This is a genomic window from Bacillus altitudinis, from assembly GCF_001191605.1.
In the GTDB taxonomy this organism is placed as follows: Bacteria; Bacillota; Bacilli; order Bacillales; family Bacillaceae; genus Bacillus; species Bacillus altitudinis.
This window is the reverse complement of record NZ_CP009108.1, coordinates 1,087,313-1,109,998: the sequence shown is the minus strand read 5'-3', so window position 1 is coordinate 1,109,998 and position 22,686 is coordinate 1,087,313. Positions and strand designations below refer to the sequence as shown.

The window sequence follows — 22,686 nt, the reverse complement described above, 5'->3', positions numbered from 1 at the left end:
AGAAAGACCTCCCTTCCTTATTTACTATTTATCTAGAACTTGCCCAGATTTTTTCGCTACACGGACTTTCTTTCCGTCCTCAACTTTATATCCAATACGTGTCACTTCACCCGTTTTAGGATCAAGCGGCATTACGTTTGATACGTGGATCGGCGCTTCTTGTTCAGAAATTCCGCCTTGAGGGTTAGCTTGAGTTGGTTTAGAGTGTTTTTTCACAAGGTTAATACCTTCTACTAAAACACGGTCCTTTTTAGGGAAAGCAGCAAGGATGACACCTTGTTTACCTTTATCTTTACCAGAGATAACCACTACTTTATCGCCCTTTTTAACATGCATTTAATCGCACCTCCTTGAGTCGCGGATTGTATTCATTAAAGTACTTCTGGTGCTAAAGAAACAATTTTCATATAGTTGTTTTCACGAAGTTCACGTGCTACTGGTCCGAAGATACGAGTTCCACGTGGGCTCTTGTCGTCACGGATGATGACACATGCATTTTCATCAAAACTGATGTAAGATCCATCGTTTCTGCGAGCTCCGCTCTTAGTACGAACGATAACTGCTTTCACAACTTCACCTTTTTTGACAACGCCTCCTGGTGTTGCTTGTTTAACCGTACAAACAATGACATCACCGATGTTAGCCGTTTTACGTCCAGAGCCACCAAGAACTTTAATCGTTAGTACTTCGCGTGCGCCAGAGTTGTCAGCTACTTTTAAACGAGTCTCCTGTTGAATCATTAATGTTACCTCCCTTCGGAAAAAGAAATCCGAACTTTATTAGATAATAACAGCTTCTTCGACAACTTCAACTAGACGAAAGCGTTTAGTCGCAGATAATGGACGAGTTTCCATGACCTTTACGATGTCTCCGATTTTTGCTTGGTTGTTTTCATCATGTGCTTTGAACTTTTTAGAGTATCTTACACGTTTGCCATAAAGTGAATGCTTTTTGTATGTTTCAACTACAACAGTGATGGTTTTATCCATTTTGTCAGAAACAACACGACCTTGATACACTTTACGTTGGTTACGTTCGCTCATGTTTGCGGGGCCTCCCCTCTAATTATTATTTATTAGCAGCGATTTCTCTTTGACGAATCACAGTTTTCATGCGTGCGATTGATTTACGCACTTCACGAATGCGAGCAGTGTTTTCAAGCTGCCCAGTCGCTAATTGGAAACGAAGATTGAAAAGTTCTTCTTTAAGAGACTTTACTTTTTGTTCAATTTCAGCAGTGGTAAGGTCACGAATTTCATTAGCTTTCATTTGATTCACCACCAATTTCTTCACGTTTTACGAACTTCGTTTTAATTGGCAATTTGTGAGATGCAAGACGAAGAGCTTCACGAGCAACTTCTTCAGACACACCAGAAATTTCAAATAAAACTTTGCCCGGTTTTACTACAGCTACCCAGCCTTCTGGAGCACCTTTACCGGAACCCATGCGGACCTCTAGAGGTTTAGCTGTGTATGGCTTAGAAGGGAAAATTTTAATCCAAACTTTACCGCCACGTTTCATGTAACGAGTCATAGCAATACGAGCAGCTTCGATTTGACGGTTAGTGATCCAAGAAGCTTCAAGAGCTTGGATACCGAACTCACCGAAATGTACTTCAGTGCCGCCTTTTGCACGACCACGCATTTTTCCACGATGTTCTCTGCGATACTTCACGCGTTTTGGCAATAACATATTATTTTCCTCCTTCCGCAGTATTCTTCTTAGTTGGAAGGACTTCTCCACGATAGATCCATACTTTTACGCCAAGCTTACCATAAGTAGTATCAGCTTCAGCAGTAGCATAGTCGATGTCAGCACGAAGTGTGTGCAATGGAACAGTACCTTCACTGTAATATTCAGAACGAGCAATATCTGCACCGCCAAGACGACCAGAAACCATTGTTTTGATTCCTTGTGCTCCAGCACGCATTGTGCGTTGGATTGTTTGTTTTTGTGCACGACGGAATGAAATACGATTTTCAAGTTGACGAGCGATGTTTTCAGCAACTAGCTGAGCATCAAGATCTGCTCTCTTGATTTCAAGAATGTTGATGTGTACACGTTTGCCAGTTAGGCTGTTAAGAGCTTTACGAAGTGCTTCAACTTCAGATCCGCCTTTACCAATTACCATACCTGGTTTAGCCGTGTGGATTGTGATATTTACGCGGTTTGCAGCACGTTCGATTTCTACTTTAGAAACAGACGCGTCAGACAAACGCTTGCTGATGAATTCACGGATTTTCAAGTCTTCATGTAAGAAGTCAGCGTAATCTTTTCCTGCGAACCATTTAGATTCCCAATCACGAATGACGCCAATACGAAGACCTACTGGATTTACCTTTTGACCCACGGATTATCCCTCCTTCTTTTCTGATACAACGATTGTAATGTGGCTAGTACGTTTGTTAATTGCGCTCGCACGACCCATAGCACGTGGACGGAATCTCTTAAGTGTTGGACCTTCGTCAACGAATGCTTGAGTAATCACTAGGCTGTTAGCGTCCAACTCGTAGTTGTGCTCAGCATTTGCGATAGCAGATTTTAATACTTTTTCAATAATTGGTGAAGCAGCCTTAGGTGTAAGGTTTAAGATAGAAACTGCTTCTCCTACTTGCTTACCTCGGATCAGGTCCATTACTAGACGTGCTTTACGAGGAGCAATACGGACTGTTCTTGCGACAGCTTTAGCTTGCATTTAAAAGCCTCCTCTCATTAGCGTCTTGTTTTTTTATCGTCACTAGCATGACCTTTGTAAGTACGGCTTGGTGCGAATTCGCCCAATTTGTGACCTACCATATCTTCAGAAATGAAAACAGGTACATGTTTGCGTCCGTCATAGACAGCGATTGTGTGACCGATGAATTGTGGGAAAATTGTAGAACGACGAGACCAAGTTTTTACGACTTGCTTTTTGTCAGTTTCATTCAATTTCTCGACTTTAGCCATCAAATGATCATCAACAAATGGTCCTTTTTTTAAGCTGCGAGCCATTGTGGAACCTCCCTTCGTGATTGAACTACGGTCCTAAATGAACCGTAGACAACCCCGTTACTTGTTTTTACGACGACGTACAATGAATTTATCAGACTTGTTGGTTTTCTTACGAGTCTTGAATCCAAGAGTCGGTTTACCCCATGGAGACATTGGTGATTTACGTCCGATTGGAGCGCGTCCTTCACCACCGCCGTGTGGGTGATCGTTAGGGTTCATTACAGAACCACGAACTGTTGGGCGTACGCCTTTCCAGCGAGAACGTCCAGCTTTACCGATGTTGATTAGTTCGTGTTGTTCGTTTCCAACTTGACCGATAGTCGCACGGCAAGCAGAAAGGATCATGCGTACTTCACCAGAGTTCAAACGTACAAGAACGTATTTACCTTCTTTACCTAGAACTTGAGCAGAAGTACCAGCAGAACGAACTAATTGTCCACCTTTACCTGGTTTTAATTCAATGTTATGCACAACTGTACCAACTGGGATGTTGATAAGTGGAAGAGCATTACCTGGTTTGATGTCAGCTTCTGGTCCAGAAGTAACTTCAGTACCAACTTGGATTCCTTTCGGAGCAAGAATGTAACGTTTCTCACCATCTGCATAGTTTACAAGAGCGATGTTCGCTGAACGGTTTGGATCATACTCGATTGTAGCAACGCGTCCAGGTATACCGTCTTTATCACGCTTAAAGTCGATGATACGGTATTGACGTTTGTGACCGCCACCTTGATGACGAACAGTCAATCTACCTTGGTTGTTACGTCCGCCTTTTCTGTGAAGCGGTGCAAGCAACGATTTTTCTGGTTTGTCAGTCGTGATTTCAGCAAAATCTGAAGTAGTCATGCCACGACGACCATTACTGGTTGGTTTATACTTTTTAATCGCCATTTTGAATTTCCCTCCTTCTTTTTAAGATTTACGCTTCAAAAATTTCGATTTCTTTGCTGTCAGCAGTTAATTTCACGATCGCTTTTCTGCGACGGCTAGTCATACCAGTGTAGCGTCCAACGCGTTTTGATTTACCTTTGTAGTTTTGAACGTTGACTTTCTCAACTTTCACTCCAAAGATCTCTTCAACAGCGTCTTTCACTTCTGTCTTGTTAGCTCTGACATCAACTTCGAACGTGTACTTCTTCTCTGTCATTAGATCAGCAGAACGTTCAGTAATGATAGGGCGCTTTAGAACATCACGAGGATCTTTCATTATGCAAGTCCCTCCTCTACTTTTTCAACCGCTGCTTTAGTGATCAGAAGTTTGTCGTGGTTGACAACGTCAAGAACGTTGATACCGTTAGCTTCAACAACTGTTACTCCAGGGATGTTACGAGCAGATAAAGCAACTGTTTCGTTTGCATCCGCAGTGACGATCAACGCTTTCTTCTCAACAGATAACCCTTTAAGGATGCCTGCGAATTCTTTCGTTTTCACTGCATCAAGAGTAAGATCTTCAAGAACGATGATGTTGTTGTCGATTACTTTAGAAGACAATACTGACTTGATAGCCAAGCGGCGAACTTTTTTAGGTAATTTATAAGAATAGCTGCGTGGTGTTGGACCGAATACGATACCGCCTCCGCGCCATTGTGGTGAACGGATAGAACCTTGACGAGCACGACCTGTACCCTTCTGTCTCCAAGGTTTACGACCTCCGCCACGTACTTCAGAACGAGTTTTTACTTTGTGAGTTCCTTGACGTAAGGAAGCTCTTTGCATAAGAATAGCATCGAATACTACGCTTTCGTTTGGCTCAATTCCAAACACAGAAGCGTTTAATTCGATTTCACCGTTAGTAGAACCGTTTTGGTTAAATAATGCTACTTTTGGCATGACTTGTTTCCTCCTTTCCTAAGAGAGTTATTTAGTTTTAACTGCACTCTTTACAGTTACTAGAGATTTTTTAGCTCCTGGTACGTTACCTTTGATCAAAAGAAGATTGCGTTCTGCATCAACTTTAACGATCTCAAGATTTTGGACAGTGATTTGCTCTCCGCCCATACGTCCTGGAAGAAGTTTACCTTTGAATACTCGGTTTGGATCAACAGGTCCCATTGAACCAGGACGACGGTGGTAACGTGAACCGTGAGTCATTGGTCCGCGTGATTGTCCGTGGCGTTTGATAGCCCCTTGGAATCCTTTACCTTTTGATGTTCCTGTTACATCTACGATATCTCCATTTGCGAAAATATCAACTTTGACTTCCTGACCAACTTCATACGCATCTAACTCCACACCGCGTAATTCTTTTACGAAGCGCTTAGGAGCAGTTTCCGCTTTAGCAACGTGGCCTTTCTCTGGTTTGTTAGAAAGCTTCTCACGTTTGTCGTCAAAACCGATTTGGATTGCTTCATAGCCATCCGTGTCAGTAGTCTTCTTCTGAAGAACAACGTTAGCAGCAGCCTCAACAACAGTTACAGGGATAAGATCACCGTTTTCTGCGAATACTTGCGTCATACCAATTTTTCTACCTAAGATTCCTTTGGTCATTCGTCACACCTCCTATAATATGTGTTTTCTATTTGAATTAAAGTTTGATTTCGATATCTACACCGGATGGTAAATCTAAACGCATAAGTGCATCAACTGTTTGCGGAGTTGGATTCACAATGTCGATTAGACGTTTGTGAGTACGCATCTCGAATTGCTCACGAGAATCTTTGTACTTATGCACCGCACGAAGGATTGTGTAAACTGATTTTTCAGTTGGAAGCGGGATTGGACCAGATACACTAGCACCAGAACGCTTAGCCGTTTCAACAATCTTCTCAGCAGATTGATCAAGAATTCTATGATCATATGCTTTTAAACGAATACGAATTTTTTGTTTTGCCATTATTTTCCCTCCTTTTCGCCTACTTACGTTAGACAGTTCTCCGTGAGAAAAACCTGATCACCTTGCCATGGCAAAGCGGCCGGGTGTGTCAGCAACCTCTCACTTCATCGCAGTCAAAGACCAACATGCACTATTGTACCAAATTGGCCTGAGTGTTGCAATAATAAATCGGATAAATTTATGATTTGCACACTTTTCATATTATACAGGGGTTCAGCCTATAAATCAAGCTTTCCCTGAAGATGATGTGTAGCTGTCTTCCTGACGATACGAATAAATTCTTCTGGCTCTTCAATATGCGGAGAATGCGCAGATTCTTTAAAAGTAAACCACTCTTTTATTGGTGCTGTAAGTTGATCAACATATGGTTTTGAAACAGCAGCTGGTGTAATCATGTCATGTTCACCGATGATAAAGTAGCAGGGTATTAATATAGAAGAAACTCGGTATTGAATGCTTTCGTTCATCAGCTCGTCCCACAGCAAATCCTGGCTATACTTCTGTCCCATAAGGAATTTCCACTTATCTTTTAGCTGATAATGCTTACTAACAAGAAATGCATACAGCATTTGAAAAAGTGGCTTCCACCTATGCGTGAGCCCTACTTTTGCGAACTCTTTGTATAGAGAGAACAAAGCATGAGCAGAGGTGCGTTTCCAAGGGGGTGGTGTCAGCAATCTTAGACATCTACTGAAGAAATGCTTGCCTTGATATTTTTTTAGAAGAAGTTCGTACGATACAATATCCTCTTTTAATACATCAACCACCTGACTAATTCCATAATAGGCATGATACAAATCTGGTCGTTTATGTACAGCTTGTATCGCAATTAATGATCCCCATGAATAACCCGCAATGTATATTTTCGTTTGATCATTATAAGAAAGCAGTTTTTCTGTAAGCTCAATCGTATCCTCTACGAATTGCCCAATGGTCATAGAAGACTCAGGAATGTTTTTTTGATAAGACAGTCCTGCACCGCGCTGGTCCCAATGAACAACAGTGAAGTCTTGATCAAGTTCCTTATGAAAGGAATCGATATAACTCATTTGAGCTGACCCTGGGCCACCGTGTAAAAATAATAAAACAGGTTTTATTTTTTTCGCTTGATCTTCTTTTATCATAATCCATTGATCAAGCCCGCCAATCAGCCACTTTTTCAATATTGTCTTCGCCATTCCAGTGATCCTCTCGGTTCCATTTAGATTCTATAGCTTATAGTAGCCGTTATGCACTGGAAAAGCAAAAAAAGAGACCCTTTTGCAAGGAGTCTCTTTTAACTGTTATTACTTAATGATAGTAGAAACGACGCCAGAACCTACAGTACGTCCACCCTCACGGATAGAGAAACGAGTTCCTTCTTCGATAGCGATAGTAGAGATAAGTTCAACTTCCATCTCAGTGTTATCGCCAGGCATTACCATTTCAGTACCTTCTGGAAGATGTACGATACCAGTTACGTCAGTTGTACGGAAGTAGAACTGCGGACGGTAGTTAGTGAAGAATGGAGTATGACGTCCACCCTCTTCTTTAGAAAGTACATAAACTTCAGCTTTGAAACGGCTATGTGGAGTGATTGTACCTGGTTTAGCAAGTACTTGACCACGTTGGATATCTTCACGAGATACACCACGAAGTAGTGCACCGATGTTGTCACCAGCTTCAGCATAGTCAAGAAGTTTACGGAACATTTCAACACCTGTAACAGTTGTTTTACCGTTTTCTTCTTGAAGACCGATGATTTCAACTTCGTCACCGACTTTAACTTGTCCACGCTCAACACGACCAGTAGCAACTGTTCCACGACCAGTGATTGAGAATACGTCCTCAACTGGCATCATGAATGGCTTCTCAGTGTCACGCTCTGGAGTTGGGATGTACTCATCAACCGCATCCATAAGTTCGAAGATTTTTGCTTCGTAATCAGCATCACCTTCAAGAGCTTTAAGAGCAGAACCTTTGATAACTGGTACATCGTCACCAGGGAAGTCATAGTCAGAAAGAAGGTCACGAACTTCCATTTCAACAAGTTCAAGTAACTCTTCATCGTCAACCATGTCACATTTGTTAAGGAATACTACGATGTAAGGAACACCTACGTTACGAGAAAGTAGGATGTGCTCACGTGTTTGTGGCATTGGACCATCAGCAGCAGATACTACTAAGATCGCGCCGTCCATTTGAGCAGCACCAGTGATCATGTTTTTAACATAGTCAGCGTGTCCTGGGCAGTCTACGTGTGCATAGTGACGAGTTTCAGTTTCATACTCAACGTGTGCAGTTGAGATTGTGATTCCACGCTCGCGCTCTTCTGGAGCACCATCGATTTGGTCATAAGCCATAGCTGTACCTTTACCAGATTTCTTATGAAGAACTGTTGAGATAGCAGCAGTTAGAGTTGTTTTACCATGGTCAACGTGTCCAATTGTACCAATGTTAGCATGCGATTTGGAACGGTCGAATTTTTCTTTAGCCATTCTAAAAATCCTCCTTAAAGGTTCATTGTATTTGGTATGAGTGATAGAAAGTGAAGAGTTACCTCTCACTTTCTGATCTTCAATAGTAGTTATACTTTAGTTTAAAGGCAAAATCAATTATTCACCTTTATTTTTTTTGATGATTTCTTCACTGATGCTCTTAGGCACTTCTTCGTAGTGATCCATGTGCATAGTGAAAGTACCGCGTCCTTGTGTGTTAGAACGGAGTGCAGTTGCATATCCGAACATTTCAGAAAGTGGAACCATAGCGCGAACAACTTGAGCGTTACCGCGAGCTTCCATACCTTCTACACGTCCACGACGAGATGTGATATCACCCATGATGTCTCCCATGTATTCTTCTGGGATAACGACTTCTACTTTCATCATTGGCTCAAGTAGAACTGGGTTACATTTGCTGACAGCATTTTTCAATGCCATAGATGCAGCAATTTTAAACGCCATTTCGTTAGAGTCAACATCGTGGTAAGATCCATCGAATAATTTTGCTTTGATGTCGATTAATGGGAATCCAGCTAATACACCATTTTCTAGTGAATCTTCAAGACCTGCTTGAATTGCTGGAATGTATTCACGTGGAACAACCCCACCGACGATTGCATTTGTGAATTCGAAGCCTGCGCCTTCTTCGTTTGGTTCGAATTCGATCCAAACGTGTCCGAACTGACCGCGTCCACCAGACTGACGTACGAATTTACCTTCAACTTTTGCACTAGAACGGAATGTTTCACGGTACGCAACTTGAGGAGCTCCTACGTTAGCTTCAACCTTGAACTCACGCTTCATACGGTCAACAATGATATCAAGGTGAAGCTCACCCATACCAGAGATGATCGTTTGACCAGTTTCAGTGTTTGTTTGTGTACGGAAAGTTGGATCCTCTTCAGCTAGTTTAGCTAAAGCGATACCCATTTTATCTTGGTCAGCCTTAGATTTAGGCTCGATAGCTACATCGATAACTGGCTCTGGGAATTCCATAGACTCAAGGATAACAAGATTTTTCTCGTCACAAAGAGTATCACCAGTAGATGTATCTTTAAGACCAACAGCTGCTGCGATATCCCCTGCATATACAGTAGAGATTTCTTCACGGCTGTTTGCGTGCATTTGAAGGATACGTCCAACACGCTCACGCTTGTTCTTAGAAGAGTTCTTCACGTAAGAACCAGAATCAAGTGTTCCAGAGTATACGCGGAAGAAAGTTAGTTTCCCAACATAAGGGTCAGTCATAACTTTAAATGCAAGAGCTGCGAATGGTGCGTCATCAGTAGACTCACGTACAACCTCTTCATTTGTATCTGGCAATGTACCTTTGATTGCAGCAACATCAGTTGGTGCAGGAAGGTAGTCAAGCACAGCGTCAAGTACAAGCTGAACACCTTTGTTTTTGAAAGCAGAACCAACAAGAACTGGGTAGAATTCAACATTCAAAGTTCCTTTACGGATTGCAGCTTTCAATTCAGGAATTGTGATTTCTTCACCCTCAAGGTATTTTTCCATAAGCTCTTCATCAAGCTCAGCGACAGCTTCAATTAAGCTGCTGCGAAGCTCTTCAGCTTTGTCTTTATACTCAGCAGGGATTTCTTGTGCATCAGAGCGAGTTCCAAGGTCATCTTCGTAGAAGTATGCTACGTTTTCTACAAGGTCGATGATTCCTTCGAATTGATCTTCAGCGCCGATCGGCAATTGAATTGCATGAGCGTTCGCTTGAAGACGATCTCTTAATGTGCTTACAGAGTAAAGGAAGTCCGCACCGGTTTTATCCATTTTGTTAACGAATACGATACGAGGTACTCCGTAAGTTGTTGCTTGGCGCCAAACTGTTTCAGTTTGAGGCTCTACACCTGATTGTGCATCAAGAACAGCAACCGCACCATCAAGTACACGCAAAGAACGTTCAACTTCAACAGTGAAGTCTACGTGTCCTGGTGTATCGATGATGTTTACACGGTAACCTTTCCATTGTGCTGTAGTAGCAGCAGAAGTGATTGTAATACCACGTTCTTGCTCCTGCTCCATCCAGTCCATTTGTGAAGCTCCTTCGTGAGTTTCACCAATTTTATGGATACGACCAGTGTAGTACAAGATACGCTCAGTCGTTGTCGTTTTACCGGCATCGATGTGAGCCATGATACCAATATTACGAGTTTTGTCTAAGGAGAACTCTCTTGCCATTGGGTAATTTCTCCTTCCTTATTAGGGAATAGTTTTTTTAGTTTGGTATAAATCCTACCAGCGGTAGTGAGCGAATGCTTTGTTCGCTTCTGCCATTTTGTGTGTATCTTCACGTTTCTTAACAGCAGCACCAGTGTTGTTAGCTGCGTCAAGGATTTCGTTAGCAAGACGCTCTTCCATCGTTTTTTCTCCACGAAGACGAGCGTAGTTTACTAACCAGCGAAGACCTAAAGTCGTACGACGGTCTGGGCGAACTTCTACAGGAACTTGGTAGTTAGCTCCACCTACACGACGTGCTTTAACTTCAAGAACTGGCATGATGTTTTTCAAGGCTTGTTCGAAAACCTCCATCGCTTCATTACCAGTACGTTCTTTGATGATATCAAATGACTTGTAGAGAATAGTTTGTGACTTTCCTCTTTTACCGTCGATCATCATTTTGTTGATCAAACGAGATACAAGTTTAGAATTGTAAATTGGATCTGGCAAAACGTCTCTTTTTGCTACAGGACCTTTACGTGGCATCTGAATAGCCTCCCTTCTCTTTTAAAAGGATTTCTATCTGTCTTCCATCTCAATTTCATTGTCAGCTGCCTGACTCCACTGATCTGAACTCAACTTCTAAAAACCCTTATGTTTGTTATATTATTTGCTTTGTTTAGGGCGTTTTGTTCCGTATTTAGAACGTCCTTGCATACGACCGTCAACTCCGGCAGTATCAAGCGCACCACGAACGATGTGGTAACGTACACCCGGTAAGTCTTTTACACGTCCGCCACGGATAAGTACTACACTGTGCTCTTGTAGGTTATGTCCGATACCAGGAATGTAAGCTGTTACCTCAATCAGGTTAGACAAACGTACACGAGCATATTTACGTAGTGCTGAGTTTGGTTTTTTCGGTGTCATTGTACCGACACGAGTACAAACCCCGCGCTTCTGTGGAGATGTTACGTTAGTGTGCTCTTTTTTGAAACTGTTGTATCCTTTGTTAAGTGCAGGAGACTTTGAGTTTTCAACTTTACTCACGCGTCCTTTGCGTATTAGCTGATTAATTGTAGGCATGTTGTTATTCCTCCCTTCATTACTTTTTTTATAACCCACATACCCAGGTGGTTCATCAAAAGGCAAAAAACAATGCTTTTGCATTTTAAGCATGCAAAAACAAAACAAGTACGCTATAACATAATGGCAACAGCTGCTGCCCCAACTTCAATTCCGCAGGCCTTGCCGAGCTTTTTCATGGAATCTACCACTAAAATGTCTACACCCTTCTCTTGCGCTAGTTTCATTACACTAGCGGTTAAAGCAGGATCAGCATCTTTCGCTACGACGATTTCCTTCACTGAATCTCGTTTCAGAGCTTTTACTGTTTGCTTCGTACCAATAATAATGGATTGAGCCTGTGATACTTTATCATAAGACATCGAATATCCTCCAAAGTAACAGGTTTTATTTTGAGCACCTTGGTTATATTATCATCATGGCAGAAGGATGTCAATATCGTTTGACAGATTATCTTGACATCCTTCACCATTTTTTGATGATTTTTATAGAAATCTTAAGAGAAAGATTACTCTACAGGAACCATATCGTCAGACGGCTGCACTTGTGAAACCGGCTTAACTTTACGGTAGTTTGGCATTCCAGTTCCAGCAGGAACAAGTTTACCGATGATGACATTCTCTTTCAAGCCAAGCAGTTCATCACGTTTTCCTTTGATCGCCGCATCTGTTAGGACACGAGTCGTTTCTTGGAAGGATGCTGCAGACAAGAATGAGTCTGTTTCAAGCGATGCTTTTGTAATACCAAGAAGAACTGGACGGCCTGTTGCAGGACGTTTGCCTTCGAATAGTACTTTTTTGTTCGCTTCTGTGAATTGGTGTACATCAAGAAGTGTGCCTGGTAATACATCTGTATCCCCTGCATCAGCGACACGCACTTTACGAAGCATTTGGCGAACCATTACTTCTACGTGCTTATCTCCGATTTCTACCCCTTGCATACGGTATACTTTTTGTACTTCATGAAGCAGATATTCTTGAACAGCTGTCATGTCAGTCACTTTAAGAAGTTCTTTCGGATCGATTGAACCTTCTGTCAGTACTTGACCACGAGTGACTTTGTCACCTTCAACAACTTTCAGACGTGCATTGTAAGGAGCTGTGTAAGAGCGAGTTTCAACTTCGCCTTGAACCACAATTTCCTGCTGCTTGTCACGAACATCGTTAATTTCAGCAACGACACCATCAATTTCAGAAATGGTTGCCTGCCCTTTCGGATTACGCGCTTCAAATAACTCTTGGATACGAGGTAAACCTTGAGTGATATCGTCTCCTGCTACCCCACCGGTGTGGAACGTACGCATTGTAAGCTGTGTTCCTGGCTCACCGATCGATTGTGCAGCGATGATTCCAACTGCTTCACCGACTTCAACGTCAGTACCAGTTGCAAGGTTACGGCCGTAGCATCGTTTACATACACCATGAGGCGTGTTACATGTAAATGCAGAACGGATCCATACTTCCTCGATTCCTGCTTCAACCACTTCAAGTGCTTTATCTTCATCAATTAGTTCGTTTTCGCCAACAATGACTTCGCCCGTTTCAGGATGAATAATTGGTTTTCTTGCAAAACGTCCGATAAGACGTTCTTCAAGTTTCTCAATAATTTCATTTCCTTCTTTAATGGACTTCGCCAAGATTCCACGGTCTGTACCGCAATCTGTTTCACGGATAATAACATCCTGTGCAACGTCAACGAGACGACGCGTGAGGTAACCTGAGTCAGCTGTTTTAAGAGCTGTATCGGCAAGACCTTTACGCGCTCCGTGAGTGGAAATAAAGTATTCCAATACTGTTAAACCTTCACGGAAACTAGATTTAATCGGAAGTTCAATGATACGTCCAGCCGGGTTGGCCATCAGACCACGCATACCAGCCAGCTGAGTGAAGTTAGATGCGTTACCACGCGCTCCAGAGTCACTCATCATGTAGATTGGGTTGACTTCATCAAGGGACTTCATCAGTTTACCTTGGATGACATCTTTAGAAGAACTCCAGATTGAAATGACTCTCTCATAACGCTCTTCTTCTGTAATCAAACCACGTCTGAATTGCTTCATGACGTTATCTACTTTTGCTTGTGCTTCTTCAAGGATTTTTTGTTTATCGTCTAGTACCACGATATCAGATACACCAACCGTAATACCGGCTTTAGTAGAATATCTGAAACCAAGATTTTTCATGCGGTCAAGCATTTTAGATGTTTCAGTGATATGGAATCTCTTAAAGATTTCAGCAATGATTTTACCTAAAATACCTTTTTTGAACGGCGCATTGATTTCTTGTTTCTCGATCGCAGCTTTGACATCCTCACCTTTTTCAAGGAAGAAACGATCAGGCGTTTTTTCTTCAATATTGCTCTTAGTCGGTTCATTCATGTATGGGAATGATTCCGGTAAGATTTCGTTAAAGATCAATTTTCCAACTGTTGTAATCAACAATTTAGAACGCTGTTCATCAGTGAATGTAACGTTCTTCAACGAGCTAGCTGCAACAGCTACACGTGTATGAAGATGTACATACCCATTTTGATAAGCAAGAAGGGCTTCATCCGTATCTTTGAAGACCATACCTTCTCCGATAGCACCTTTACGCTCAAGTGTAAGGTAATAGTTACCAAGCACCATATCCTGAGATGGCGTAACAACAGGTTTTCCATCTTTCGGGTTCAAAATGTTTTGAGCAGCAAGCATTAAGATACGAGCTTCAGCTTGAGCTTCAGCAGATAATGGTACGTGAACCGCCATTTGGTCACCATCAAAGTCAGCGTTGTAGGCAGTACATACAAGTGGATGCAGACGAATTGCGCGTCCTTCCACAAGTGTAGGTTCAAACGCTTGAATACCAAGTCTGTGAAGAGTTGGTGCACGGTTTAGTAAAACTGGATGCTCACGAATTACTGATTCTAAAACATCCCAAACTTCCGGCTGCACGCGCTCAATCTTACGTTTCGCGCTCTTAATGTTGTGAGCTAATCCTTTTTCAACAAGCTCCTTCATCACGAATGGTTTGAATAGTTCAAGAGCCATTTCTTTCGGAAGTCCACACTGATACATTTTCAAATGTGGTCCAACGACGATAACGGAACGTCCAGAATAGTCAACACGTTTACCAAGCAAGTTTTGACGGAAACGTCCTTGTTTCCCTTTCAGCATGTGAGAAAGAGATTTCAATGGTCTATTTCCTGGTCCTGTTACTGGTCGGCCTCTACGTCCATTATCAATCAAGGCATCGACAGCTTCTTGAAGCATACGCTTCTCGTTCTGTACAATGATGCTTGGCGCGCCAAGATCTAATAAACGTTTCAGACGATTGTTACGGTTGATGACACGACGATAAAGGTCGTTCAAGTCAGAAGTAGCAAAACGTCCGCCATCAAGCTGAACCATTGGACGTAATTCTGGTGGAATAACCGGAAGTACATCAAGGATCATCCAAGACGGTTTGTTTCCTGAGTTACGGAAAGCTTCCAACACTTCAAGGCGTTTGATCGCACGTGTACGACGCTGTCCTTGAGCTGTTTTTAGCTCTTCTTTGAGTGTATCTACTTCTTTCACAAGATCGATATCTTGAAGAAGTTTGTTAATTGCTTCTGCACCCATAGCTGCTTGGAAGGTGTTACCGTATTTATCTAAATAAGCACGGAATTCTTTCTCAGAAAGAAGTTGTTTCTTCTCAAGCGGTGTGTTGCCCGGATCAGTCACGACGTAAGAAGCGAAGTAAATCACTTCTTCTAACGCACGTGGTGACATATCTAGAACAAGACCCATACGGCTTGGGATACCTTTGAAATACCAAATGTGGGAAACTGGGGCAGCCAGTTCGATATGCCCCATTCTCTCACGACGGACTTTTGCCCGTGTTACTTCTACACCACAACGGTCACATACAACACCCTTATAACGAACGCGTTTATACTTTCCACAATGACATTCCCAGTCTTTTTGCGGTCCGAAGATACGTTCACAAAAGAGACCATCTTTTTCCGGTTTCAGTGTACGATAGTTAATCGTTTCAGGCTTTTTCACTTCACCAAAAGACCAAGAACGGATTTTATCAGGTGATGCGAGACCGATGTTCATATACTCAAAATTGTTCACATCTAGCAAGGGGCCTACCTCCCTTTTAATCTTCGGGTTATACCCTAGTCACTTGCTCTAATCGTTTCTGCTATTCTTTTGTGACTGCGTCACGTTCAAGATCGACAGGTGCGAGGTCTGCAGCATCTTCGTCATTAGATAACGCTAATCCGTCTGCTTTCTTCGTTTCCTCATCGTCTTCTAAATCTCTCATTTCTATCTCTTCTTCATCGCCAGATAGAATTTTCACATCCATACCTAAACTTTGAAGTTCTTTAATTAATACTTTGAATGATTCAGGGACACCTGGTTCAGGTACGTTATCCCCTTTGACGATCGCTTCGTATGTTTTCACACGACCCACAACGTCATCCGATTTTACAGTTAAGATTTCTTGAAGTGTATATGCTGCACCGTAAGCTTCAAGTGCCCATACTTCCATCTCTCCGAAACGCTGTCCACCAAACTGTGCTTTACCGCCCAGTGGCTGCTGCGTAACAAGTGAGTATGGTCCAGTTGAACGTGCGTGAAGTTTATCGTCAACCATGTGAGCCAGTTTGATCATATACATGATTCCAACAGATACACGGTTGTCGAATGGTTCACCAGTTCGACCATCATAAAGGACTGTTTTCGCATCACGGGACATACCTGCTTCTTCAAGCGTTTCCCAAACATCTTCCTCACGAGCACCATCAAATACTGGTGACGCAATGTGGATGCCTAGGTAACGTGCAGCCATACCCATATGAAGCTCAAGTACCTGACCGATATTCATACGAGATGGTACCCCTAGAGGGTTTAACATGATATCAATCGGTGTTCCGTCTGGAAGATACGGCATATCTTCTTCTGGAAGGATTTTAGAGATAACCCCTTTGTTACCATGTCGTCCGGCCATTTTGTCACCTTCAGAAATTTTACGCTTCTGAACGATGTATACGCGAACTAACTGGTTAACACCTGGTGGTAATTCATCTCCATCTTCACGGTTAAAGACTTTGACATCGTGGATGATTCCGCCGCCGCCGTGTGGTACACGTAGAGACGTATCACGTACTTCACGAGCCTTTTCACCGAAGATTGCATGTAATAGACGTTCTTCAGCTGTTAGTTCTGTTACACCTTTAGGCGTTACTTTCCCGACAAGAAGGTCTCCGTCTTTTACTTCTGCACCAATACGGATGATTCCACGCTCGTCAAGGTTGCGTAAAGCATCTTCCCCAACGTTTGGAATATCACGTGTAATTTCTTCTGGTCCAAGCTTTGTATCACGAGCTTCTGATTCATATTCTTCAATATGAATAGAAGTGTAGACGTCATCTTTTACAAGGCGCTCACTCATAATGATCGCATCCTCATAGTTGTAACCGTCCCAAGTCATGAAGCCGACCATGACGTTACGTCCTAGAGCCAATTCACCTTTTTCCATAGAAGGACCGTCTGCAAGAATTTCTCCTTTGACGACTTCATCTCCAACACTTACAATTGGGCGCTGGTTGTAGCAAGTTCCTTGGTTAGAGCGGACAAATTTCAGCAAGCTGTATTTGTCTAGGTTTCCTTTGACTTGTTGTCCGTCAACGTCTTCATAACGGCGAACCCAAATATTCTTCGCTTCAACACGTTCTACAACACCTGGGTAACGGCAGATCACAGCAGCACCAGAGTCTTTACCTGATACATACTCCATACCTGTACCAACAATCGGTGATTCCGGCTGCATCAAAGGCACAGCCTGACGTTGCATGTTTGCTCCCATTAGAGCACGGTTAGAGTCATCGTTTTCTAAGAATGGGATACATGCTGTCGCCGCAGAAACAACCTGCTTTGGCGAAACATCCATGTAGTCAACGCGGTTTCGAGGGACAACTGTGTTTTCCCCTCTGAAACGAGCAATGATATTATCATCAATAAACGAACCATCTTCACCTAATATAGCGTTCGCTTGTGCTACTACGTAGTTATCCTCTTCATCAGCCGTTAAGTAATCGATTCTCGGCGTCACTTTACCTGTTTCAGGATCAACCCGACGGTAAGGTGTTTCGATAAATCCGAAGCGGTTCACTTTCGCAAATGAAGATAGAGAGTTGATCAAACCAATGTTTGGACCCTCTGGTGTTTCAATCGGACACATACGACCATAGTGAGAATAGTGAACGTCACGAACTTCCATTCCTGCACGCTCACGTGTCAAACCACCCGGTCCAAGCGCTGATAGACGACGTTTGTGTGTCAATTCAGCAAGCGGGTTTGTTTGATCCATGAACTGAGAAAGCTGAGAGCTACCAAAGAACTCTTTGATAGAAGCGATCACAGGACGGATGTTGATCAGCTGCTGAGGTGTGATCGTGTTCGTGTCTTGAATCGACATTCTTTCACGAACAACACGCTCCATTCTGCTTAAACCAATACGGAATTGGTTTTGCAGAAGTTCACCTACAGAACGCAGACGACGGTTACCAAGGTGATCGATATCATCTGTGTCACCTACTCCATGAAGTAGGTTAAAGAAGTAACTGATTGAAGCAATGATGTCAGAAGGCGTGATGTTCTTCACAGCTTCCTCTACATATGCATTACCAATCACGTTGATCACTTGCTCGCCTTCTTGATCAGTTGGTGCGTAAATCTTGATAGATTGAAGTTCTACTTCATCCTCTACTACGCCACCGTTTGGATAAAGCTTTCTAAATCCGATGCCGTTTTCTAAGTATGGAAGAACTTTATCAAGCACTCTTCTATCTAAAATTTGACCTTTTTCTGCTAGGATTTCACCTGTTTCAGGATCAACTAGCGTTTCAGCCAATTTTTGATTGAATAGTCTATTTTTAATATGAAGCTTCTTATTAATCTTGTAGCGTCCAACATTTGCTAAGTCATATCTCTTCGGATCAAAGAAGCGAGAGTCTAGCAAGCTTTTCGCATTTTCAACAGTTGGCGGCTCTCCAGGACGAAGACGCTCGTAGATTTCGAGAAGTGCTTTATCAGCATTCTCTGTATTGTCTTTTTCCAACGTGTTGCGTAAGTATTCATTCTCGCCAATGAGGTCAAGAATCTCTTGATCAGAGCTGAAGCCGAGAGCACGCAAAAGAACCGTAACCGGCAACTTACGTGTGCGATCGATGCGTACATAGACTACATCCTTCGCATCAGTTTCGTATTCTAACCATGCGCCACGGTTTGGAATGACAGTCGCAGTAAAACCTTTTTTACCGTTTTTGTCTACTTTACCACTGAAATATACACTTGGAGAACGTACTAACTGAGAAACGATTACACGTTCCGCACCATTAATGATAAAAGTACCTGTGTCTGTCATGATTGGGAAATCACCCATAAACACATCTTGGTCTTTTACTTCTCCAGTTTCTTTGTTAATTAAACGAACTTTTACTCTTAGTGGAGCAGAGTAAGTTACATCACGTTCTTTTGATTCTGCTACAGGATACTTAGGATCCCCTAGGCTGTAATCAATGAATTCAAGAGAAAGGTTACCAGTAAAATCCTCAATTGGGGATATATCTTGAAACATCTCTCTAAGACCCTCATCAAGAAACCACTGATAAGAAGAGGTTTGAATTTCAATGAGATTTGGTAATTCTAACACTTCGCTTATGCGTGCGTAGCTTCTGCGCTGGCGGTGTCGTCCATACTGAACTAGTTGACCTGTCAACTGATTCACCCCTCAAATCATGCGTATTATATGTGTAAAAAGTATTTCTGTCTTTCAAATGTCAGTAAAGAAATACTTTTACAAGACAAAAGAAAAAAGGGTTTCTAAAATAAGAAAACCACATCCAAAAACAAATACCGATTTTATTAGTTTTCCCAAGTATGCATAATTTATACAAAATAGTTGTTTTTTAAGCCTATCAAGCAAAATATACACATTGGCATTTTATAATGTTAACACAGCTAGGAAACTGCGTCAAACTTTTTTAGCTTTGATAATATAGTAGCCCTTTTTTTTCATAACGACCGTCACTTCTCCAAAAAGCTGCTCTAATTTCTCAATCGCAGATGGTCCACCTTGTTTTTTCTGAATAACCACCCACAACTCACCTTCCGGCAATAAATGATCAGCACTTTTTTCAAAGATCGCATGTACTACTTTCTTCCCTGCCCGTATTGGGGGATTGGTCAGTATAGAGGCAAAAGCAGCTGATGAATGAACATTCGAGAACAAATCACTTTGATAGATGCGGACATTATCAATGCGATTATGCTTAGCGTTTTCCTTTGAAAGTTCGACTGCTCTTTCGTTCACATCAATCATATGAATGGTGCGGCCTGTCATTTCGTTTGCTAACGATAAGCCGATCGGTCCATAACCGCAACCGACATCTAAGACGTCGCCATCCAAGTCAGGTTCTTCAAAAGCTTCAATTAAAAGCCTCGAACCATAGTCGACTTCTTTCTTAGAAAACACTCCACTGTCACTTGTAAAAGTAAAGCTACGGTTTCTCAAGGTGAAGTCCCATGTCTGTTTATTGCTTTTCACTGATGGCTTTTCCGTATAATAGTGGTCACTCATGGTGAATGGACCTCCTCTGGATTCAATCGTTTCAGGAGATAAGAAAAGAAAAAGCCCGCCAGTAAAAGCGAGCTTTCCCAAAAGATTAGGCGAAGATTACTTAACTTCTACAGAAGCGCCAACTTCTTCAAGCTTAGCTTTAAGTTCTTCAGCTTCTTCTTTAGCAATACCTTCTTTAAGTGGTTTTGGAGTGTTGTCAACAAGTTCTTTAGCTTCTTTCAAGCCAAGACCAGTGATTTCACGAACCACTTTGATAACTTTGATTTTTTGGTCTCCAGCACCAGCAAGTACTAGATCAAAATCAGTTTTTTCTTCAGCAGCAGCACCGCCACCAGCAGCTACAGCTACAGGAGCAGCAGCAGTTACGCCAAATTCTTCTTCGATTGCTTTTACTAAGTCGTTTAACTCAAGTACAGTTGCTTCTTTAACTGAAGCAATGATTTCTTCGATATTTAAAGCCATTTGTAATTCCTCCATTTTAAGTTTTTTTACGTCAAGTACGCATTAAGCGCCTTGTTCTTCTTTTTGATCTGCAACTGCTTTAGTAGCAAGAGCAAGGTTACGAACTGGAGCTTGAAGAACGCTAAGCAACATAGAAAGTAAGCCTTCGCGAGACGGAAGTTCCGCAAGAGCCTTCACTTCTTCTACAGTCGCTACGTTTCCTTCGATAACACCAGCTTTGATTTCTAAAGCTTCGTGGCTTTTCGCAAATTCGTTGATGATTTTCGCAGGTGCGATAACATCTTCGTTACTGAATGCGATAGCGTTTGGACCTGTTAAGAAATCGTTTAAACCCGTTAGTTCAACTTGTTCAACTGCACGGCGAGTCAAAGTATTTTTGTAAACTTTGAATTCTACGCCAGCATCACGAAGCTGTTTACGAAGTTCAGTCACTTCAGAAACTGAAAGACCGCGGTAATCTACGATTACAGTAGACAAACTGTCTTTAAATTTAGAAGTAATTTCATCAACGACAACTTTTTTAGTATCGATTGCATTGCTCATGGTTACACCTCCTGTACATTCTTTGTGTAACACTTATACCGATCAGGCCATCACGTTCCTAACGAACGGTTCTCCATATAAAAAGCCTCCATTAAGACATGGAGGCTGTATATACAAGCATACGTTAACGTAAGACTGTGACATATACACCTCGGCGGGTTAATTAAGCCATAAGGCCCCTGCTGTCTACGGTATAAATGATTATTCTATTTTACAACATTTTGATATTATCAAAACGGTTGTGACAAGTCAAGAATTATTTTGCAGAGAAAGAAGATGGGTCCACTTTCACGCCAGGGCCCATAGTAGATGTAACAGAAACGTTTTTCACGTATACACCTTTAGCCGCTGCAGGTTTTGCTTTAAGGATTGTGTCATAGATTGTTGCAAAGTTCTCAACAAGCTTTTCGTCCTCGAAAGAAACCTTTCCGATTGGCGCGTGGATGTTACCAGCTTTATCAACGCGGTATTCTACTTTACCAGCTTTGATTTCATTGATTGCTTTTTCTACTTCGAAAGTTACAGTTCCTGTTTTAGGGTTTGGCATAAGACCTTTTGGTCCAAGTACACGACCGATCTTACCAACTTCACCCATCATGTCAGGTGTCGCAACGATTACATCGAATTCGAACCAGCCTTGTTGGATTTTAGTGATGTAATCAGAATCTCCAACGTAGTCTGCTCCAGCAGCTTCTGCTTCTTTTGCTTTTTCGCCTTTAGCGAACACAAGAACGCGTTGAGTTTTACCAGTTCCGTTAGGAAGTACAACTGCACCGCGGATTTGTTGATCGTTTTTACGAGGGTCTACGCCCAAACGAAAAGCAACTTCTACAGTCGCATCAAATTTCGCTGTATTTGCTTTTTTTGTAAGAGAAACAGCTTCAGCAACATCATACGCTTTTGTACGATCGATAAGCTTAGCAGCTTCTACATACTTTTTACCTTTTTTAGCCATTATAAAAATCCTCCTTATGTGGTTTTAGCGGAATAACCTCCCACGAATAAGGGTTGCGAACTTGTCAAAACCAAACTCGCAACCCAACAAGACAAAAAATTAATCTTCGATGACAATACCCATACTGCGTGCAGTACCTTCAACCATGCGCATAGCTGATTCAACGCTAGCAGCGTTTAAGTCAGGCATTTTTGTTTCCGCGATTTCGCGTACTTTATCACGCTTAACAGTTGCCACTTTATTACGGTTAGGTTCACCAGAACCAGACTCAATACCAGCTGCTTTTTTAAGTAAAACTGCAGCAGGTGGAGTTTTAGTAATAAATGTAAATGAACGGTCTTCAAAAACCGAAATTTCAACAGGAATGATAAGACCAGCTTGGTCAGCTGTACGAGCGTTAAACTCCTTACAGAATCCCATGATATTAACACCGGCTTGACCTAGTGCAGGTCCAACTGGTGGAGCTGGGTTAGCTTTTCCAGCAGGAATTTGCAATTTAACAACTTTAACTACTTTTTTAGCCACGAGACACACCTCCTTAAAGTCCGTGA

The 22,686-nt window shown here is 42.1% G+C and carries 26 protein-coding genes and 1 other annotated feature; all 26 genes read right to left on the bottom strand.

Features of this window, described 5'->3' with window-relative positions; translation table 11 throughout:
- Nucleotides 1–24: 24 nt before the first annotated feature.
- Nucleotides 25–336, bottom strand: coding sequence for a 50S ribosomal protein L24 (gene rplX / locus ID12_RS05615; RefSeq protein WP_007496325.1), 312 nt, complete (start codon nucleotides 334–336; stop codon nucleotides 25–27).
- A gap of 35 nt (nucleotides 337–371) precedes the next feature.
- Nucleotides 372–740, bottom strand: coding sequence for a 50S ribosomal protein L14 (rplN, locus tag ID12_RS05610; protein WP_003216882.1), 369 nt, complete (start codon nucleotides 738–740; stop codon nucleotides 372–374).
- A gap of 39 nt (nucleotides 741–779) precedes the next feature.
- The gene (rpsQ, locus tag ID12_RS05605) at nucleotides 780–1,043 is read right to left on the bottom strand and encodes a 30S ribosomal protein S17 (RefSeq protein WP_003216906.1); all 264 of its coding nucleotides are present in this window, start codon (nucleotides 1,041–1,043) and stop codon (nucleotides 780–782) included.
- Between the two features lie 25 nt (nucleotides 1,044–1,068).
- Nucleotides 1,069–1,269, bottom strand: coding sequence for a 50S ribosomal protein L29 (gene rpmC / locus ID12_RS05600; RefSeq protein WP_003217155.1), 201 nt, complete (start codon nucleotides 1,267–1,269; stop codon nucleotides 1,069–1,071).
- Complete coding sequence (gene rplP / locus ID12_RS05595; RefSeq protein ID WP_003225801.1) at nucleotides 1,259–1,693, bottom strand: 50S ribosomal protein L16; 435 nt, start codon at nucleotides 1,691–1,693, stop codon at nucleotides 1,259–1,261. The genes rpmC and rplP overlap by 11 nt, the downstream gene beginning before the upstream one ends.
- 1 nt (nucleotide 1,694) lies before the next feature.
- A complete protein-coding gene (gene rpsC / locus ID12_RS05590; RefSeq protein WP_003217241.1) occupies nucleotides 1,695–2,351 on the bottom strand; it encodes a 30S ribosomal protein S3 in 657 nt (218 codons plus the stop codon).
- A gap of 3 nt (nucleotides 2,352–2,354) precedes the next feature.
- Nucleotides 2,355–2,696: a 50S ribosomal protein L22 gene (gene rplV / locus ID12_RS05585; RefSeq protein WP_007496316.1), complete on the bottom strand. Its 342-nt coding sequence runs from the start codon at nucleotides 2,694–2,696 to the stop codon at nucleotides 2,355–2,357.
- A 17-nt stretch (nucleotides 2,697–2,713) separates the two neighbouring features.
- Nucleotides 2,714–2,992, bottom strand: a complete 279-nt coding sequence (rpsS, locus tag ID12_RS05580) for a 30S ribosomal protein S19 (protein ID WP_003216920.1) — start codon at nucleotides 2,990–2,992, stop codon at nucleotides 2,714–2,716.
- A 57-nt stretch (nucleotides 2,993–3,049) separates the two neighbouring features.
- On the bottom strand, nucleotides 3,050–3,883 hold the full coding sequence (gene rplB / locus ID12_RS05575; RefSeq protein ID WP_007496314.1) for a 50S ribosomal protein L2: 834 nt from the start codon (nucleotides 3,881–3,883) through the stop codon (nucleotides 3,050–3,052).
- 28 nt (nucleotides 3,884–3,911) lie between these two features.
- Nucleotides 3,912–4,199, bottom strand: coding sequence for a 50S ribosomal protein L23 (gene rplW, locus ID12_RS05570; RefSeq protein ID WP_003217016.1), 288 nt, complete (start codon nucleotides 4,197–4,199; stop codon nucleotides 3,912–3,914).
- Nucleotides 4,199–4,822: a 50S ribosomal protein L4 gene (gene rplD / locus ID12_RS05565; RefSeq protein ID WP_007496312.1), complete on the bottom strand. Its 624-nt coding sequence runs from the start codon at nucleotides 4,820–4,822 to the stop codon at nucleotides 4,199–4,201. Before rplD ends, rplW begins: the two co-directional genes overlap by 1 nt.
- Nucleotides 4,823–4,849: 27 nt before the next feature.
- On the bottom strand, nucleotides 4,850–5,479 hold the full coding sequence (gene rplC / locus ID12_RS05560) for a 50S ribosomal protein L3 (protein ID WP_007496311.1): 630 nt from the start codon (nucleotides 5,477–5,479) through the stop codon (nucleotides 4,850–4,852).
- A 37-nt stretch (nucleotides 5,480–5,516) separates the two neighbouring features.
- The gene (gene rpsJ / locus ID12_RS05555) at nucleotides 5,517–5,825 is read right to left on the bottom strand and encodes a 30S ribosomal protein S10 (RefSeq protein ID WP_003156464.1); all 309 of its coding nucleotides are present in this window, start codon (nucleotides 5,823–5,825) and stop codon (nucleotides 5,517–5,519) included.
- 218 nt (nucleotides 5,826–6,043) lie between these two features.
- On the bottom strand, nucleotides 6,044–7,003 hold the full coding sequence (locus ID12_RS05550; RefSeq protein ID WP_050826841.1) for an alpha/beta fold hydrolase: 960 nt from the start codon (nucleotides 7,001–7,003) through the stop codon (nucleotides 6,044–6,046).
- A 108-nt stretch (nucleotides 7,004–7,111) separates the two neighbouring features.
- Entirely contained in the window at nucleotides 7,112–8,302 is a 1,191-nt protein-coding gene (gene tuf / locus ID12_RS05545) for an elongation factor Tu (RefSeq protein ID WP_007496302.1), read from the bottom strand.
- A gap of 117 nt (nucleotides 8,303–8,419) precedes the next feature.
- Nucleotides 8,420–10,498: an elongation factor G gene (gene fusA / locus ID12_RS05540; RefSeq protein ID WP_007496301.1), complete on the bottom strand. Its 2,079-nt coding sequence runs from the start codon at nucleotides 10,496–10,498 to the stop codon at nucleotides 8,420–8,422.
- A gap of 54 nt (nucleotides 10,499–10,552) precedes the next feature.
- Complete coding sequence (gene rpsG / locus ID12_RS05535; RefSeq protein WP_003216884.1) at nucleotides 10,553–11,023, bottom strand: 30S ribosomal protein S7; 471 nt, start codon at nucleotides 11,021–11,023, stop codon at nucleotides 10,553–10,555.
- A 120-nt stretch (nucleotides 11,024–11,143) separates the two neighbouring features.
- Nucleotides 11,144–11,563, bottom strand: a complete 420-nt coding sequence (gene rpsL, locus ID12_RS05530) for a 30S ribosomal protein S12 (protein ID WP_003216962.1) — start codon at nucleotides 11,561–11,563, stop codon at nucleotides 11,144–11,146.
- A 113-nt stretch (nucleotides 11,564–11,676) separates the two neighbouring features.
- Nucleotides 11,677–11,925 (bottom strand): 50S ribosomal protein L7ae-like protein, encoded by a 249-nt coding sequence (locus tag ID12_RS05525; RefSeq protein WP_008345416.1) that lies wholly within the window; start codon nucleotides 11,923–11,925, stop codon nucleotides 11,677–11,679.
- Nucleotides 11,926–12,071: 146 nt separating this feature from the next.
- The gene (gene rpoC, locus ID12_RS05520) at nucleotides 12,072–15,671 is read right to left on the bottom strand and encodes a DNA-directed RNA polymerase subunit beta' (RefSeq protein ID WP_017366455.1); all 3,600 of its coding nucleotides are present in this window, start codon (nucleotides 15,669–15,671) and stop codon (nucleotides 12,072–12,074) included.
- Between the two features lie 61 nt (nucleotides 15,672–15,732).
- On the bottom strand, nucleotides 15,733–19,314 hold the full coding sequence (rpoB, locus tag ID12_RS05515; protein WP_007496297.1) for a DNA-directed RNA polymerase subunit beta: 3,582 nt from the start codon (nucleotides 19,312–19,314) through the stop codon (nucleotides 15,733–15,735).
- A 255-nt stretch (nucleotides 19,315–19,569) separates the two neighbouring features.
- Nucleotides 19,570–20,175: a class I SAM-dependent methyltransferase gene (locus ID12_RS05510; RefSeq protein ID WP_007496296.1), complete on the bottom strand. Its 606-nt coding sequence runs from the start codon at nucleotides 20,173–20,175 to the stop codon at nucleotides 19,570–19,572.
- A 96-nt stretch (nucleotides 20,176–20,271) separates the two neighbouring features.
- Nucleotides 20,272–20,637 carry a 50S ribosomal protein L7/L12 gene (gene rplL / locus ID12_RS05505; RefSeq protein ID WP_008345418.1) on the bottom strand — a complete coding sequence of 122 codons (366 nt, stop codon included), beginning with the start codon at nucleotides 20,635–20,637 and terminating at the stop codon, nucleotides 20,272–20,274.
- Nucleotides 20,638–20,679: 42 nt separating this feature from the next.
- Nucleotides 20,680–21,180: a 50S ribosomal protein L10 gene (rplJ, locus tag ID12_RS05500; RefSeq protein ID WP_007496293.1), complete on the bottom strand. Its 501-nt coding sequence runs from the start codon at nucleotides 21,178–21,180 to the stop codon at nucleotides 20,680–20,682.
- Nucleotides 21,181–21,249: 69 nt separating this feature from the next.
- Nucleotides 21,250–21,390: a sequence feature (ribosomal protein L10 leader region), on the bottom strand.
- A 46-nt stretch (nucleotides 21,391–21,436) separates the two neighbouring features.
- Nucleotides 21,437–22,135 carry a 50S ribosomal protein L1 gene (gene rplA / locus ID12_RS05495; protein WP_017359164.1) on the bottom strand — a complete coding sequence of 233 codons (699 nt, stop codon included), beginning with the start codon at nucleotides 22,133–22,135 and terminating at the stop codon, nucleotides 21,437–21,439.
- Between the two features lie 99 nt (nucleotides 22,136–22,234).
- Nucleotides 22,235–22,660, bottom strand: coding sequence for a 50S ribosomal protein L11 (rplK, locus tag ID12_RS05490; RefSeq protein WP_003216956.1), 426 nt, complete (start codon nucleotides 22,658–22,660; stop codon nucleotides 22,235–22,237).
- Between the last annotated feature and the right edge of the window lie 26 nt (nucleotides 22,661–22,686).

Coding starts and splice junctions, on each gene's coding strand:
- rpsS (WP_003216920.1), bottom strand. CDS start 2,992: ATGGCTCGCAGCTTAAAAAAAGGACCATTTGTTGATGATCATTTGATG.
- rplX (WP_007496325.1), bottom strand. CDS start 336: ATGCATGTTAAAAAGGGCGATAAAGTAGTGGTTATCTCTGGTAAAGAT.
- rpsJ (WP_003156464.1), bottom strand. CDS start 5,825: ATGGCAAAACAAAAAATTCGTATTCGTTTAAAAGCATATGATCATAGA.
- rpmC (WP_003217155.1), bottom strand. CDS start 1,269: ATGAAAGCTAATGAAATTCGTGACCTTACCACTGCTGAAATTGAACAA.
- ID12_RS05550 (WP_050826841.1), bottom strand. CDS start 7,003: ATGGCGAAGACAATATTGAAAAAGTGGCTGATTGGCGGGCTTGATCAA.
- rplW (WP_003217016.1), bottom strand. CDS start 4,199: ATGAAAGATCCTCGTGATGTTCTAAAGCGCCCTATCATTACTGAACGT.
- rpsL (WP_003216962.1), bottom strand. CDS start 11,563: ATGCCTACAATTAATCAGCTAATACGCAAAGGACGCGTGAGTAAAGTT.
- rplV (WP_007496316.1), bottom strand. CDS start 2,696: ATGCAAGCTAAAGCTGTCGCAAGAACAGTCCGTATTGCTCCTCGTAAA.
- ID12_RS05510 (WP_007496296.1), bottom strand. CDS start 20,175: ATGAGTGACCACTATTATACGGAAAAGCCATCAGTGAAAAGCAATAAA.
- rplN (WP_003216882.1), bottom strand. CDS start 740: ATGATTCAACAGGAGACTCGTTTAAAAGTAGCTGACAACTCTGGCGCA.
- rplC (WP_007496311.1), bottom strand. CDS start 5,479: ATGACCAAAGGAATCTTAGGTAGAAAAATTGGTATGACGCAAGTATTC.
- rplJ (WP_007496293.1), bottom strand. CDS start 21,180: ATGAGCAATGCAATCGATACTAAAAAAGTTGTCGTTGATGAAATTACT.
- rplA (WP_017359164.1), bottom strand. CDS start 22,135: ATGGCTAAAAAAGGTAAAAAGTATGTAGAAGCTGCTAAGCTTATCGAT.
- tuf (WP_007496302.1), bottom strand. CDS start 8,302: ATGGCTAAAGAAAAATTCGACCGTTCCAAATCGCATGCTAACATTGGT.
- ID12_RS05525 (WP_008345416.1), bottom strand. CDS start 11,925: ATGTCTTATGATAAAGTATCACAGGCTCAATCCATTATTATTGGTACG.
- fusA (WP_007496301.1), bottom strand. CDS start 10,498: ATGGCAAGAGAGTTCTCCTTAGACAAAACTCGTAATATTGGTATCATG.
- rpsG (WP_003216884.1), bottom strand. CDS start 11,023: ATGCCACGTAAAGGTCCTGTAGCAAAAAGAGACGTTTTGCCAGATCCA.
- rplP (WP_003225801.1), bottom strand. CDS start 1,693: ATGTTATTGCCAAAACGCGTGAAGTATCGCAGAGAACATCGTGGAAAA.
- rplD (WP_007496312.1), bottom strand. CDS start 4,822: ATGCCAAAAGTAGCATTATTTAACCAAAACGGTTCTACTAACGGTGAA.
- rpsQ (WP_003216906.1), bottom strand. CDS start 1,043: ATGAGCGAACGTAACCAACGTAAAGTGTATCAAGGTCGTGTTGTTTCT.
- rplL (WP_008345418.1), bottom strand. CDS start 20,637: ATGGCTTTAAATATCGAAGAAATCATTGCTTCAGTTAAAGAAGCAACT.
- rplB (WP_007496314.1), bottom strand. CDS start 3,883: ATGGCGATTAAAAAGTATAAACCAACCAGTAATGGTCGTCGTGGCATG.